This is a genomic window from Paracoccus indicus, from assembly GCF_003056335.1.
Lineage (GTDB): Bacteria > Pseudomonadota > Alphaproteobacteria > Rhodobacterales > Rhodobacteraceae > Paracoccus > Paracoccus indicus.
Map to the genome: position 1 here is coordinate 287,273 of NZ_PYWA01000004.1, position 13,449 is coordinate 300,721.

Genomic DNA, 13,449 nt, shown 5'->3' on the forward strand with positions numbered 1-13,449 from the left:
TGGCGGCAGGGTTGCAACAGGCCGTGGTCAACCCGCATGACGCGCGGCGCAGGATTGCATGGCCGCCTCCACCTTGGGGCCAAGGGTCACGACCACGCCCCTGTCGCGTGCGGCCTCGATCCTGCGCGACAGAAGTGCGGCCTCGGCGGATGGTGCGTGATGGCCCTTTTCGATGATCCGGCAGACCGATTGCGCGTCCGAGCTGACGCAATCGTCATAGCCGGGCTGATAGGCGGTCGAGAAGAAGGTGAAGCCGACGATCCCCACCTCGGCCACGGGCGCGCCAAGAAAGAAACAGGCCGCCAGCAGGCCCGTCGTCGGACTGGCCCCGCCAAGCTGACCGGCAAGATCGCGATGCTGCTGCCAATCGATGTGGCGCACCTGCAGTTGTCCCCTGAAACCTGCATCCAGCAGCAGCGTCTGCAGAAAGCCGCTTTTGGTAGGCGTCCGATGCACCAGCAGTTCCACCCCGGCCTGCTGCAGCTTGGCCTTGGTGATCGGGCGGGCATCGCGGGTCGCGCAGTGGAACAGGATATCGCAGCGCAATTCCTGACCAAGTGGCAGAGGCACCGGCGTATCCAACCCGTTGTTCATCTTCACCATCAGATCGTATCGCGAAGAGTCGACCGTCTGCAGATCCTCGGCCAAGGTCCGTGCCGGCCCCAGGATCAGCACGCGCTTGCCCCGGAACTGTTCGGGCGACAGGGACAGCCGTGGCCCATGGCGACGGTGCAGCGCCTTGATGACCGGCAGGCGCAGGAAGACGTGCATGCGGCGCAGCAGCCGAAGCAGGGTCAGATCGGGCATCGGCACCTTGGCCTTTCTGGCGGCAATCGCAGGGCGGCAAGGATCGCAGCGGTACGGCGGATCGTCAATCGCGATGCTTGCGGCGGGGCCAACGAAAAGGGGCGCCCGACGGGGCGCCCCTTTCACAGTTCACGCGATCAAAGATCAGGCGTTCGCTTCGGCAGCGTTCTCGTCGATCTCGGCGCCGGTTTCCTGGTCGACCATCTTCATGCCAAGGCGGACCTTGCCACGATCGTCGAAGCCCAGCAGCTTGACCTTGACCTCCTGACCCTCTTTCAGGATCTCGTTCGGGTGACCCAAACGACGGTTCGCGATCTGGCTGACGTGCACCAGGCCGTCGCGCTTGCCGAAGAAGTTCACGAAGGCACCGAAATCGACCAGCTTGACGACCTTGCCGGTGTAGATCTTGCCTTCTTCCGGCTCGGCCACGATCGAATAGATCATGTCATAGGCCTTCTTGATCGATTCACCGTTGGCCGAGGCGATCTTGATGATGCCTTCGTCGTTGATGTCGACCTTGGCGCCCGAGACTTCCACGATCTCGCGGATGACCTTGCCGCCCGAACCGATCACTTCACGGATCTTGTCGGTCGGGATCTGCATCGTCTCGATGCGCGGGGCGTGGGCGCTGAATTCCTGGCGACCTTCGGTCAGGGCCTTCGACATTTCGGACAGGATGTGCATGCGGCCATCCTTGGCCTGTGCCAGCGCCTGTTCCATGATCTGGGGCGTGATGCCCGCGACCTTGATGTCCATCTGGAGGCTGGTGATGCCGTTTTCGGTCCCCGCCACCTTGAAGTCCATGTCGCCCAGGTGGTCTTCGTCACCCAGGATGTCGGTCAGAACGGCAAAGCGACCGTCGTCTTCCAGGATCAGACCCATGGCGACGCCTGCGACCGGTGCCTTCAGCGGAACGCCCGCATCCATCATCGACAGCGAACCACCGCAGACCGACGCCATCGAGGACGAGCCGTTCGATTCCGTGATCTCGGAGACGACGCGGATGGTATAGGGGAAGTCCGTTGCCGCCGGCAGAACCGCCTGCAGCGCGCGCCATGCCAGCTTGCCGTGGCCGATCTCGCGACGACCGGGCGAACCCACGCGACCGACTTCACCGACCGAATATGGCGGGAAGTTGTAGTGCAGCATGAAGTTCGAACGATAGTTGCCGTGCAGCGCGTCGATGATCTGTTCATCGTCACCGGTGCCGAGCGTGGTCACGACCAGGCCCTGCGTCTCGCCGCGCGTGAACAGCGCCGAACCGTGGGTACGGGGCAGGATGCCCACTTCGCTGACGATCGGGCGGACGGTCTTGGTGTCGCGGCCGTCGATGCGGGCGCCACCGCTGATGATGTCACCGCGCAGGATGCCCGATTCCAGCTTCTTCAGCGCCGAGCCGAGGTTGGCATCGGCCAGCTCGTCCTCGGACAGTTGTTCCTTGACCTTCGTCTTGGCGGCGGCAATCGCGTCCTGACGGTGCGACTTGTCGCGGATCGCATAGGCGGCGCGCATGTCGGCCTCGCCGATGGATTTCACGCGGTTGTAGAGCGCGCTGTAGTCCGGCGACTGGAAGTCGAAGGGCTCTTTCGCGGCGTCCTCGGCCAGATCGATGATCAGGTCGATGACCGGCTGGATGGCGTCATGACCGAATTTCACGGCGCCCAGCATCTCGGCTTCCGACAGCTCGTAGGCTTCGGATTCGACCATCATCACGGCGTCCTTGGTGCCGGCGACGACCAGATCCAGGCGCTGTTCGGGGTTGTTGCGCAGCTGGTCCATGTCCTGAACCTCGGGGTTCAGCACGTATTCGCCGTTTGCGAAGCCGACGCGGGCCGCACCGATGGGGCCCATGAACGGCACGCCCGAGATCGTCAGCGCAGCGGATGCGGCGATCATCGCGACCATGTCGGGATCGTTGACCAGATCGTGGCTCAGCACGGTGCACATGACCAGCACTTCATGCTTGAAGCCGGGTGCGAACAGCGGGCGGATCGGACGGTCGATCAGGCGCGCGGTCAGCGTCTCCTTCTCGGTCGGACGCGCCTCGCGCTTGAAGAAACCGCCCGGCACCTTGCCGGCGGCATAGTATTTTTCCTGATAGTGAACCGTCAGCGGGAAGAAATCCTGCCCGGGCTTGGGTTCCTTCGCGAAGGTGACGTTGGCCATGACGCTGGTCTCGCCCAGGGTGGCGATGACGCTGCCGTCGGCCTGACGGGCAACCTTGCCCGTTTCCAGCGTCAGGGTTTCCTGGCCCCACTGGATCGATTTCTTCACTACATCAAACATCTGATTTCCTCTGGGAGTGTTCCGGCCCTCCGGTCACCCCGTGTCATATGGCGGCCCCATTGCCGCCGCCCCTATCCTTTGCATGTGCCCCGGGGCTGGACCTCACGTCGCAGATAGGACGGCAGATACAGGAAAACGCGCTGTTTGGGAAGTGGGGGGCGCGGCAACGAAAAACGCCCGCGGCTTGCGCCGCGGGCGTTCCTGGTCGATCGACCCGATCTGATCAGCGGCGGATGCCCAGCTTGCCGATCAGGGCGGTGTAGCGTGCTTCTTCCTTGCCCTTCAGATAGTCCAGCAGCTTGCGGCGCTGTGCGACCATCATCAACAGACCACGACGCGAGTGGTTGTCTTTCTTGTGCGACTTGAAGTGCTCGGTCAGGGTGGTGATGCGCGAGGTCAGGATCGCGACCTGGACTTCCGGCGAACCGGTGTCACCTTCCTTGGTACCGAATTCCTTGATCAGGCGGGCTTTTTCTTCGACGGTGATCGACATCGGGATCTCCTTCCGGATTAGGGGTGATGGCGCAGGCCGGGATGTCGTCCAGCACAGGCCCGTGAAGTCGTCAGCCGGACACGATGGCCCGGCGGATGCGGGCGTATAGGACAATGCGGCGAAAAAGAAAAGCCCCGCCTTGCAGGGTGCGGCAATATCAGGGCAGCGGCGACACGATGCGCACGTCCGCCGCCGTCAGCCCGCCATCCTGCAGCAGCCGCCCGACCGGATGGCCGTTGACCGACAAGAGCCACGTGCCGTCCTGATCGCGGTCCAGCGTGACCTGCGCATCACGAGCCGCATCGGGGTCCAGATGCAGTTCGATCTGATCGCGCGAGGCGTCGAAATCGGCAATGGTGGGAAAACCGTCGGCCGTGTCGCGCAGCACGAAGCTGTCGCCGCCACCGTTCCCCGAGGCGAAATCATGCGCGCCGGGCATCAGCGTGTCGTCCCCCTCGCCGCCGTTCATCCAGACGGTCTCGGGGCCGTCGTGGCCGATCAGCACATCGTCGCCATCCCCGCCGTCCAGATCGTCGCTGCCCTCGGTCGAGACCAGAACGTCGTCGCCTTCGTGCCCCGCAAGGATGTCATCGCCCGCGCCACCGAAGAGCGTGTCGCCCCCCTCGCCCCCGAACAGCGTGTCGTCACCCGAATCGCCGAAGATCAGGTCGTCGCCGCCCTGCCCCGCCAGCATGTCGTCGCCCGCCTCGCCATGGATGGTGTCATTGCCGCCCGCGCCATAGGCGGCATCGCCCTGCACCCAATCGTCGCCCTCGCCCGAATAGATCAGGTCGTCGCCCAATCCGCCCCGCAGGTCGTCGTCGCCGCCATTGCCGTGGATCACGTCGCCCAGATCGCCTCCCATCAGCAGATCGGTCTGATCGTCTCCGATCAGTTCGACGGCATCGTCTTCGTTGTCGGGACCCGCGGGCGCATCCGGTTCGGGCGCCGGTGCCGCGGCCTCGGGTTCGCCTTCGGGCAGCATCGGAGGCAGATCGTTATCATCTTCGGGTGTGGCGTCCGGATCCTCATCCCCATCGCCGCCCGAGGAAGTCAACGCGCTGATGTCCACCATCAGCCCCGCCATGACCAGACTGAGAATTCCACCAATGAACAGCATCGCAACGGACCCCACAAGCGACCGGCAACCTGCCGACACCCCCGCATGATACGCCCGGCCCGCGTTTCGCAGAATCGAATAATGAATAAAAAGTTAACGTGGCGCCGCGACCGGATCCCAAGGCACCGGCCCCTGGCAATAGGCGACATAGAGCGGATGCCGCGGCATCCCGGCCTTGGTCAGCCCCAGGTGGAACAGCGGAACCCCCGTCGCGCGCAGCAGCGATTCGACCTGCGGCGCGCGCCCCAGATGCGCGCCATGCACACCCCATCCGCACAGGATGGCCTGCGACCATTCGGCAGCCTGCTGCAGAACGTCGTCGTTCAGCGGACCGATGGCCTTGGGGGCCTTGCGCAGATCGCGCGGATCGGTGGCGCAGAAGGCGAACAGATTGACCACCCGGAAGGCGCCGAACCCCAAGGCACGCGCCCGCCTTTCGCACCGCTCGACGGTGGGATCGTTGCGGAAGGCATCGGCGGTCGAGGGGTTCAGCATCACGATGCCCAGCCCCGGCCCGTCATCCCACCGCCGCGTCAGCGCATAGCGATAGCTGCGGCAGGGCGACCAGAGGGCCTCGGACCGGGTCGCACCGTCATGATGGGTATCGCGAATCATCCGCCATCCTTTCTGGACATGAAAAAACCCGCCTTTGAAGGGCGGGTCCGTTCAGCTTGTTTTCAGCGATCTGCCGGTGTTCCGACAAGACCCGTGCCGATCAGCCCTGGCGGGCCTTGAAGCGGCGGTTGGTCTTGTTGATCACGTAGACGCGGCCTTTGCGGCGCACGATTTGGCAGTCACGGTGCCGGCTCTTGAGCGAGCGGAGCGAGTTGCGAACCTTCATCGGTCTTCTCCATCATCGCGGCGCATCGCAGCCGCCAGGAAAACAAATGCCCCCGACGCTTGCCAGGGGCGGCGAAAAATCTATGGTGGGCGGTACTGGGATCGAACCAGTGGCCACTACGATGTCAACGTAGTGCTCTACCGCTGAGCTAACCGCCCACTCTGCCTTGAAGAACCGTTTCCGCTTCCTTCCGGATGCCGTCTCAGCGCCTCTTGGTCCGCAGGTCTATAACGGGGCTGTTTGGGGTATTCAAGGCCTATCGGCAGCAAGTTTTTCAGGTTTATATAGTTTATTGCGACCGATGCCGAGGTTTGCCCCGTGTCACAGCCTGAACCGCCCTTCGTTCTGACCCGCCCCGATTCGTGGCTGAGCGGCGTGATCTTCGCGTCTCCGCATTCGGGATGCGACTATCCGGACTGGTTCCTGAAGGAAACGAGACTGCCGGTCGGCACGCTGCGGTCATCCGAAGATGCCTTTGTGGACAGGCTGATAGCGCCCGCGGTGCGCCACGGCGCGGTGACGCTGGCCTCGCGCGTGCCGCGCTGCATCGTCGATCTGAACCGCGGCGCGGATGAGATCGACCCGGTGATCGTGCGCGGCGTTCCGCGCCATCCGCTGAATCAGCGCACCCTTGCCGGTCTGGGGGTGATTCCTCGCGTCGTGTCGCAGGGTCGCGTGATTCACGACCGCCCCATGGACCGATCCGAGGCCGAGCGGCGAATCGATCTGTGCTGGCGCCCCTATCATCAGGCCCTCGGCGCGCTGATATCCGAGGCGCGCGCAAGGTTCGGGCAGGCGATCCTGATCGACATGCACTCCATGCCCCATGATTCGCTGTCGCACCTGCAGGGCCCGCGCCCCGACATGGTGCTGGGCAACCGCCACGGGTTGTCGGCATCGGCCCGCGTGTCGGACGCGGTCTGCCGCGCCGTCGAGGATGGCGGCTGGCGCATCCGGCGCAATTCGCCGTTCTCGGGTGCCTATATCTGTTCGGCCTATGGCCGCCCCGCGCAGAACATCCACGTCGTGCAGCTGGAGATCGACCGCTCGCTTTACATGGACGAGACATCCATCACGCCGCGCCCCGATTTCGACATCTTCGCGGGCCGGATCGAACAGGTCGTGGCCCGCCTTGCCAGCCTGACCACCGATCTCAGTGGCGGACGAATCGCGGCGGAATGATCGCGGGCGATTTTCACGGTGCCAAGCTGCTGCTGACTTGCGGCGACCGGATGCTGACCTATCTGCGCGACGACAAGGCAGGCATTCCCTTTCCCGCCCATTGGGACCTTCCCGGCGGCGGACGAGAGGGGCACGAGACCCCGATCGCCTGCGCCCTGCGGGAGCTGGACGAGGAATTCGCCCTGCGCCTGCCGCCGGACGCGCTGACCGGCCATGATTTCCCGTCGTTTCAGGACCCAAGCATGCGATCCTGGCTGTTCACCGGCACCATCACTGATGCCCAGATCGCCGCGATCCGGTTCGGGGATGAGGGTCAGGAATGGCGCATGATGCCCGTCGCTAACTATCTGACCCATCCGAAGCGCATTCCGCATTTCTGCGACTGGATCCTAAGGTCGGGCCATGCCCCGCACCAGCGGCCCTAGGGCATCGCCCTTGACCGCCCAGCTGGTTGCGAAGGCGAAGGTCGCCGCGGTTTCCAACACGAAGACCGGCCGCAGCCATGCCAGCCCCTGATCCAGACCGGTCGCGAACAGCAGGCCGATCAACCCGATGCTGACCAGAATCACCCAACCGCAGATCCGGTAGATCCGGTTCGAGGCACGCTTTTCCGCGCTGTCGCTGTCGCTGTCGCCCCTGACGAAGAGCACTAGGCAGAAGACCGACAGCGCCAGAAAGAACACCCCCGCCGCCAGCAGGTGCAGCCCCCCCGCGACCGAGGGCCCAAGGATGCATTGCAGCAGGGTGCAGGGCTGTTCCGGCCCGCTGGTCGGGGCCAAGGCGATCAGGGCTGCGGCGACGGCGGCCACGCGCGCGGTCAACCAATCGGTGATGATCTCGCCCGCATGGGGGCGGAAACCCTCATAGCTCCACAAAAAGACGGCCTGCGCGATCAGCGTGCCGACAAAGACCTCGCGCATAGGGGAATAGTAATAGGCCGAGATGCTGGTCTTGAGACCCTGCCCGGATGCGATGGCAAAGACCATCAGCGCAACGGGCAGGAAGTATCCCAAGGCCCCGATGGCGCGGCGCACGGCCAGAAAGGACAGCACCAGATCGTTATGGGCCTTCTGCCCGCTGCCATCATCCATGAACGTCCCCCTTGCCCGCCCGATGGTGGCAAGGGGGAGGCAGCGCGTCAATGCGCGCGGATCTCGGACAGGATCTCCTGCGCGGCGGCACGCGGGTCGGCGGCCTGCCAGACGGGGCGGCCGACGACGATATGGTCGGCACCGGCGGCGATGGCGCTGGCGGGTGTCTCGACACGCTTCTGATCGCCCAGGGCCGCACCACTGGGGCGCACGCCGGGGGTGATGATCAGCCGGGCATCGGGAAGGGCGCGGATGTCCTGCGCCTCGCGCGGGGAACAGATGATGCCGTCGGCGCCAGCCTCGAAGGCGCGGGAGGCGCGCTCGACGGTGATGTCGTGCAGATCGCCCGCCTGCATCATCCCCGCGTCCAGATCGGCCCGTTCCAGCGAGGTCAGGATGGTCACGCCCAGGATCTTGAGGTTGCTGCCCGCCGCACCTTCCTTGGCGGCGCGGATCACATGCGGATCGCCATGCACGGTCAGGAAATCGATGTCGTATTGGGCCAGGCCGCGGACCGCCGCCTCGACCGTGGCGCCGATGTCGAACAGCTTCATGTCCAGGAAGATGCGCTTGCCGTGTTGCTGCTTCAGCTCGTTGGCCAGGGCCAGGCCGCCGCCGGTCAGCATCCCCAGCCCGATCTTGTAAAAGCCCACCGCATCGCCCAGCTTTTCCGCCAGTTCCAGCCCCGTCAGCGCATTCGGCACATCCAGCGCCACGATCAACCTGTCATCCATCGCCCGTCCCCTTATTTCCGCAAAATCGCGGCGTTATGACATGAACGCGGCGTTCTTGAAAGCGTCCCGAAACATCCCATTTCTTATCGTGATGACCCGGACTGGGGCGTGCCGAAATCGGGCGCCCGCAACTCGGGGGCTAACCAAGAATGGAGAATGCCCGATGAACATGGAAAAGTTCACGGAACGGTCGCGTGGGTTCCTGCAATCCGCCCAGACCATCGCGATGCGCGAAAGCCAGCAGCGCGTCATGCCCGAACATCTGCTGAAGGCCCTGATGGATGACGATCAGGGGCTGGCCTCGAACCTGATCACCCGGTCGGGGGGCGATGCCCAGGCCGTGCGGGTCGCCGTCGATCAGGCGGTGGCGAAACAGCCCAAGGTCTCGGGGGGAAGCGGCCAGGTCTATGTCGATCCGTCCATGGTGCGGGTTCTGGACGAGGCCGAGCAGCTGGCCAAGAAGGCCGGCGACAGCTTCGTGCCCGCCGAACGCGTGCTGATGGCGCTGGCCATGGTCAACACCCAGGCCCGCGATGCCCTTGGCGCCGGTGGCGTCAACGCGCAGGCCCTGAACGCGGCCATCAACGACATCCGCAAGGGCCGCACTGCCGACACGGCATCCGCCGAGGACAGCTATGAGGCGCTGGAGAAATACGCCCGCGACCTGACCCAGGCCGCCCGGGACGGCAAGATCGACCCGATCATCGGCCGGGACGAGGAAATCCGCCGCGCCATGCAGGTCCTGTCGCGCCGGACCAAGAACAACCCCGTGCTGATCGGCGAACCCGGTGTCGGCAAGACCGCCATCGCCGAAGGGCTGGCCCTGCGCATCGTCGATGGTGACGTGCCCGAATCCTTGCGCGACAAGCGCCTGATGGCGCTGGACATGGGCGCACTGATCGCCGGTGCCAAATACCGCGGCGACTTCGAGGAACGGCTGAAGTCGATCCTGAAGGAGATCGAATCGGCCGACGGTGAGATCGTGCTGTTCATCGACGAGCTGCACACCCTTGTGGGTGCCGGCAAGACCGATGGCGCCATGGATGCCGCCAACCTGATCAAGCCTGCGCTGGCGCGAGGCGAGCTGCATTGCGTGGGTGCCACGACGCTGGACGAATACCGCAAGTATATTGAGAAGGACGCGGCCCTGGCCCGTCGTTTCCAGCCGGTGACCATCGCCGAACCCACGGTCGAGGATACGATCAGCATCCTGCGCGGCATCAAGGAGAAATACGAGCTGCACCACGGGGTCCGCATCAGCGACGCCGCGCTGGTCGCCGCCGCCCAGCTGTCGAACCGCTATATCACCGACCGCTTTCTGCCCGACAAGGCGATCGACCTTGTGGATGAAGCCTCGTCGCGCCTGCGGATGGAGGTCGACAGCAAGCCCGAGGAGCTGGATCAGCTGGATCGCCAGATCCTGCAGATGCAGATCGAGGCCGAGGCCTTGAAGAAGGAAGACGACGCCGCCTCGAAGGACCGGCTGGAGCGTCTGGAAAAGGACCTCTCGGACATCCAGGAACGCAGCGCCGAGATGACCGCCCGCTGGCAGGCGGAACGCGACCGGCTGGAAGGCTCGCGCAACCTGGGCGAACAGCTGGACCGTGCGCGGGCCGAGCTGGACCAGGCCAAGCGCGAGGGCAACCTGGCCCGCGCGGGCGAGCTGTCCTATGGCATCATCCCCGGCTTGGAAAAGCAGCTGGCCGATGTCGAGGCGACCGATGGCTTGATGGTCGAGGAAGCCGTCCGCCCCGAGCAGATCGCCGAGGTCGTCGAACGCTGGACCGGCATCCCCACCGCCAAGATGCTGGAGGGGGAACGCGACAAGCTGCTGAAGATGGAAGAACAGATCGGCAAGCGCGTCATCGGCCAGTCCGAGGCCGTGACCGCCGTCAGCAACGCCGTCCGCCGCGCCCGCGCAGGCCTGAACGATGAGAACCGCCCGCTTGGGTCGTTCCTGTTCCTTGGCCCCACTGGCGTCGGCAAGACCGAGCTGACCAAGGCGCTGGCCGAATACATGTTCGACGACGACAGCGCGATGGTCCGCATCGACATGTCCGAGTTCATGGAGAAGCACTCGGTCGCCCGCCTGATCGGCGCGCCTCCGGGCTATGTCGGCTATGACGAGGGCGGCGTGCTGACCGAGGCCGTGCGGCGGCGTCCCTATCAGGTGATCCTGTTCGACGAGGTCGAAAAGGCGCATCCCGACGTCTTCAACGTGCTGCTGCAGGTGCTGGACGACGGCGTTCTGACCGACGGTCAGGGCCGGACGGTGGACTTCAAGCAGACGCTGATCATCCTGACCTCGAACCTTGGGTCGCAGGCACTGTCGCATCTGCCCGAGGATCAGGACGCCACCGAGGCCCGCCATCACGTCATGGAGGCCGTGCGCGCCCATTTCCGCCCCGAGTTCCTGAACCGCTTGGACGAGATCATCATCTTCCGCCGCCTGTCGCGGTCGAACATGGACGGGATCGTCAAGGTCCAGCTGGCCCGGCTGGAACGGCGCCTTGCCGCCCGCAAGATCACTTTAGATCTGGACGATGCGGCACGGACTTGGCTGGCCGATCAGGGCTATGATCCGGTCTTCGGGGCACGCCCGCTGAAGCGCGTGATCCAGCGTGCGCTTCAGGACCCACTGGCCGAACTGCTGCTGTCGGGCGATGTGCTGGACGGCGCGACGGTCAAGGTCAGCGCCGGTCCCGACGGGCTTCTGGTGGCCGACCGCGTCGGCAAGGCAGGCGCGCGGATCGGGGCCGTGGGCGAAGGCCCCCGCCCCGACGCCCCCATCCACTGACCCCGAAAGGGCCCCCGCGAACCGGGGGCCCTTTTTCCTGTCGCCGCGTCATGCCTTGCCCATCCGCCGGACAGGCGGCATCGTCACCCAAACCTTGAGGGAGGACCCAATGCTGCCACCGATCCTGCAGAGCCTGCGCATCCCCGTCGTCGCATCGCCGATGTTCATCGTCTCGGGGCCGGATCTGGTCATCGCGCAATGCAAGGCGGGCATCGTCGGCAGCTTTCCCGCCCTGAACGCGCGCGAGAAAGAGGGCGAGCCCTCGATGCTGGACGCTTGGCTGACTCGCATCACCGAGGAGCTGGACCGATACAACCAGGCCAATCCCGACAGCCCCGCCGCCCCCTATGCGGTCAACCAGATCGTCCACCGCAGCAATGCACGGCTGGAACGCGACATCGAGATCTGCCACCGCCACAAGGTGCCGATCTGGATCACCTCGCTTGGGGCGCGGGTCGAGGTGAACGAGGCCGCCCATGATTGCGGCGGCATCGCGCTGCATGACGTGATCAACAACGTCTTCGCCAAGAAGGCCATCGAGAAGGGCGCCGACGGTCTGATCGCGGTCGCCGCAGGCGCGGGTGGTCACGCCGGCCCGCAATCACCCTTCGCCCTGATCCAGGAAATCCGCGAATGGTTCGACGGGCCGCTGCTTCTGTCGGGATCGATCGCCACGGGGCGTGCGGTGCTGGCGGCGCAGGTGATGGGGGCCGATCTGGCCTATATCGGCAGCCCCTTCATCGCCACCGAAGAAGCGAACGCCCAGGCCGACTACAAGCAGATGATCGTGGACAGCGGGGCGATGGACATCGTCACCTCGTCGCTGTTCACGGGCGTGTCGGGGAACTATCTTGCGCCCTCGATCCGCAAGGCGGGGCTGGATCCTGACAACCTGGCGGCGGCGGATGCGTCCTCGATGAACTTCTCGGACGGGTCGTCGAAGCCCAAGGCCTGGTCTACCATCTGGGGTGCGGGTCAGGGCATCGGGGCGATCCGCGCGGTCGAATCGGCAGCCACCCGCATCGACCGGCTTGCGACCGAATATCACGCCGCCAAAGAGGCAGTTTCGCGCCTCTGACCTTTGCGGAATGGCGATGCGGTCCCCATATAGGGGGCCGAACGCCATCCCATTCGCGGAGGATCAATTGGCCTATCAGAAAAGCCAGGACGCGATCGACCGGCTGACGCCGGAGCAATATCGCGTCACGCAGGAAAACGGCACCGAGCGGGCCTTTACCGGCGAATACGACCATCATTTCGAACCGGGCATCTATGTCGATGTCGTCTCGGGGGAACCGCTGTTCTCGAGCAGCGCAAAATACGATTCCGGCTGCGGCTGGCCGGCCTTCACCAAGCCCATCCAGCAGAACGTGACCGAACATCGCGACGTCAGCTTCGGCATGGTCCGCACCGAGGTCCGTTCGGCCCATGGCGACAGCCATCTGGGCCACGTCTTCCCCGACGGCCCGCCCGAGGCCGGCGGCCTGCGCTATTGCATCAATTCGGCATCCCTGCGGTTCATTCCCAAGGACCGGATGGAGGCCGAGGGCTACGGTGAATATCTGGACCAGGCAGAGGAGGCTTGACCATGAGCGAACGCGCAGTTCTTGCGGGCGGGTGTTTCTGGGGGATGCAGGACCTGATCCGGCGTCTGCCCGGCGTCCAGTCGACCCGTGTCGGCTATAGCGGCGGCGATGTCCCGAACGCGACCTATCGCAACCACGGCACCCATGCCGAGGCAATCGAGATCACCTTCGACCCCGATATCATCAGCTATCGCCGGTTGCTGGAGTTCTTCTTCCAGATCCACGATCCCACCACGCCGAACCGGCAGGGGAACGACATCGGCCTCAGCTATCGTTCGGCAATCTATTACGTCGACGAGGACCAGAAGGCGGTGGCGCTGGACACCATCGCCGATGTCGAGGCATCAGGCATCTGGCCCGGAAAGGTCGTGACCGAGGTCGAACCGGTGGGCGATTTCTGGGAGGCCGAGCCCGAGCATCAGGATTACCTGGAACGCTTCCCGAACGGCTATACCTGCCACTTCCCACGCCCCGATTGGGTCCTGCCCAAGCGCGACGCGGCAGAGTGAGCC

At 64.9% G+C, this 13,449-nt stretch carries 14 protein-coding genes and 1 tRNA gene; 6 read left to right on the plus strand and 9 right to left on the minus strand.

The features are described from left to right. Nucleotides 1-27: 27 nt before the first annotated feature. The 7 genes from DDE75_RS08830 to DDE75_RS08860 all read right to left on the minus strand — a co-directional run bounded on the left by DDE75_RS08830 (nucleotide 28) and on the right by DDE75_RS08860 (nucleotide 5,705). A complete protein-coding gene (locus tag DDE75_RS08830) occupies nucleotides 28-807 on the minus strand; it encodes a hypothetical protein (RefSeq protein ID WP_108501999.1) in 780 nt (259 codons plus the stop codon). Between the two features lie 144 nt (nucleotides 808-951). After that, nucleotides 952-3,093, minus strand: coding sequence for a polyribonucleotide nucleotidyltransferase (gene pnp / locus DDE75_RS08835; protein WP_108502000.1), 2,142 nt, complete (start codon nucleotides 3,091-3,093; stop codon nucleotides 952-954). Nucleotides 3,094-3,316: 223 nt separating this feature from the next. Beyond that, the gene (gene rpsO, locus DDE75_RS08840) at nucleotides 3,317-3,586 is read right to left on the minus strand and encodes a 30S ribosomal protein S15 (RefSeq protein ID WP_108502001.1); all 270 of its coding nucleotides are present in this window, start codon (nucleotides 3,584-3,586) and stop codon (nucleotides 3,317-3,319) included. A 157-nt stretch (nucleotides 3,587-3,743) separates the two neighbouring features. Then, entirely contained in the window at nucleotides 3,744-4,706 is a 963-nt protein-coding gene (locus DDE75_RS08845; protein ID WP_108502002.1) for a calcium-binding protein, read from the minus strand. A gap of 93 nt (nucleotides 4,707-4,799) precedes the next feature. Further along, on the minus strand, nucleotides 4,800-5,321 hold the full coding sequence (locus DDE75_RS08850) for a DUF1643 domain-containing protein (protein ID WP_108502003.1): 522 nt from the start codon (nucleotides 5,319-5,321) through the stop codon (nucleotides 4,800-4,802). A 100-nt stretch (nucleotides 5,322-5,421) separates the two neighbouring features. Continuing rightward, nucleotides 5,422-5,547, minus strand: a complete 126-nt coding sequence (gene ykgO / locus DDE75_RS08855) for a type B 50S ribosomal protein L36 (RefSeq protein ID WP_072295706.1) — start codon at nucleotides 5,545-5,547, stop codon at nucleotides 5,422-5,424. 83 nt (nucleotides 5,548-5,630) lie between these two features. Further along, nucleotides 5,631-5,705, minus strand: a tRNA-Val gene (locus tag DDE75_RS08860). Nucleotides 5,706-5,865: 160 nt separating this feature from the next. Here DDE75_RS08860 and DDE75_RS08865 point away from each other — a divergent pair. Further along, nucleotides 5,866-6,729: an N-formylglutamate amidohydrolase gene (locus DDE75_RS08865; RefSeq protein WP_108502004.1), complete on the plus strand. Its 864-nt coding sequence runs from the start codon at nucleotides 5,866-5,868 to the stop codon at nucleotides 6,727-6,729. After that, nucleotides 6,726-7,154 carry an NUDIX hydrolase gene (locus DDE75_RS08870; protein ID WP_108502005.1) on the plus strand — a complete coding sequence of 143 codons (429 nt, stop codon included), beginning with the start codon at nucleotides 6,726-6,728 and terminating at the stop codon, nucleotides 7,152-7,154. Before DDE75_RS08865 ends, DDE75_RS08870 begins: the two co-directional genes overlap by 4 nt. On the opposite strand, the gene DDE75_RS08875 is transcribed toward DDE75_RS08870, so the two are convergent. Together DDE75_RS08875 and pyrF are read right to left on the minus strand one after the other, a co-directional pair. Further along, a complete protein-coding gene (locus DDE75_RS08875; protein WP_108502006.1) occupies nucleotides 7,119-7,820 on the minus strand; it encodes a DUF998 domain-containing protein in 702 nt (233 codons plus the stop codon). The two genes, DDE75_RS08870 and DDE75_RS08875, sit on opposite strands and share 36 nt — an antisense overlap. Nucleotides 7,821-7,867: 47 nt before the next feature. Beyond that, complete coding sequence (gene pyrF / locus DDE75_RS08880) at nucleotides 7,868-8,554, minus strand: orotidine-5'-phosphate decarboxylase (RefSeq protein ID WP_108502007.1); 687 nt, start codon at nucleotides 8,552-8,554, stop codon at nucleotides 7,868-7,870. 163 nt (nucleotides 8,555-8,717) lie between these two features. Between pyrF and clpB the strand changes: the two genes are divergently transcribed. From clpB to msrA, 4 genes are all read left to right on the plus strand, one after another. Continuing rightward, on the plus strand, nucleotides 8,718-11,351 hold the full coding sequence (gene clpB, locus DDE75_RS08885; protein ID WP_108502008.1) for an ATP-dependent chaperone ClpB: 2,634 nt from the start codon (nucleotides 8,718-8,720) through the stop codon (nucleotides 11,349-11,351). Nucleotides 11,352-11,460: 109 nt separating this feature from the next. After that, on the plus strand, nucleotides 11,461-12,429 hold the full coding sequence (locus DDE75_RS08890) for an NAD(P)H-dependent flavin oxidoreductase (RefSeq protein ID WP_108502009.1): 969 nt from the start codon (nucleotides 11,461-11,463) through the stop codon (nucleotides 12,427-12,429). Nucleotides 12,430-12,496: 67 nt separating this feature from the next. Beyond that, on the plus strand, nucleotides 12,497-12,937 hold the full coding sequence (gene msrB, locus DDE75_RS08895) for a peptide-methionine (R)-S-oxide reductase MsrB (RefSeq protein ID WP_108502010.1): 441 nt from the start codon (nucleotides 12,497-12,499) through the stop codon (nucleotides 12,935-12,937). A 2-nt stretch (nucleotides 12,938-12,939) separates the two neighbouring features. Further along, nucleotides 12,940-13,446, plus strand: coding sequence for a peptide-methionine (S)-S-oxide reductase MsrA (gene msrA / locus DDE75_RS08900; protein ID WP_108502011.1), 507 nt, complete (start codon nucleotides 12,940-12,942; stop codon nucleotides 13,444-13,446). Nucleotides 13,447-13,449: the final 3 nt, after the last annotated feature.

Coding starts and splice junctions, on each gene's coding strand:
- DDE75_RS08875 (WP_108502006.1), bottom strand. CDS start 7,820: ATGGATGATGGCAGCGGGCAGAAGGCCCATAACGATCTGGTGCTGTCC.
- DDE75_RS08890 (WP_108502009.1), top strand. CDS start 11,461: ATGCTGCCACCGATCCTGCAGAGCCTGCGCATCCCCGTCGTCGCATCG.
- rpsO (WP_108502001.1), bottom strand. CDS start 3,586: ATGTCGATCACCGTCGAAGAAAAAGCCCGCCTGATCAAGGAATTCGGT.
- msrA (WP_108502011.1), top strand. CDS start 12,940: ATGAGCGAACGCGCAGTTCTTGCGGGCGGGTGTTTCTGGGGGATGCAG.
- clpB (WP_108502008.1), top strand. CDS start 8,718: ATGAACATGGAAAAGTTCACGGAACGGTCGCGTGGGTTCCTGCAATCC.
- DDE75_RS08845 (WP_108502002.1), bottom strand. CDS start 4,706: ATGCTGTTCATTGGTGGAATTCTCAGTCTGGTCATGGCGGGGCTGATG.
- DDE75_RS08850 (WP_108502003.1), bottom strand. CDS start 5,321: ATGATTCGCGATACCCATCATGACGGTGCGACCCGGTCCGAGGCCCTC.
- DDE75_RS08870 (WP_108502005.1), top strand. CDS start 6,726: ATGATCGCGGGCGATTTTCACGGTGCCAAGCTGCTGCTGACTTGCGGC.
- ykgO (WP_072295706.1), bottom strand. CDS start 5,547: ATGAAGGTTCGCAACTCGCTCCGCTCGCTCAAGAGCCGGCACCGTGAC.
- DDE75_RS08830 (WP_108501999.1), bottom strand. CDS start 807: ATGCCCGATCTGACCCTGCTTCGGCTGCTGCGCCGCATGCACGTCTTC.
- pyrF (WP_108502007.1), bottom strand. CDS start 8,554: ATGGATGACAGGTTGATCGTGGCGCTGGATGTGCCGAATGCGCTGACG.
- pnp (WP_108502000.1), bottom strand. CDS start 3,093: ATGTTTGATGTAGTGAAGAAATCGATCCAGTGGGGCCAGGAAACCCTG.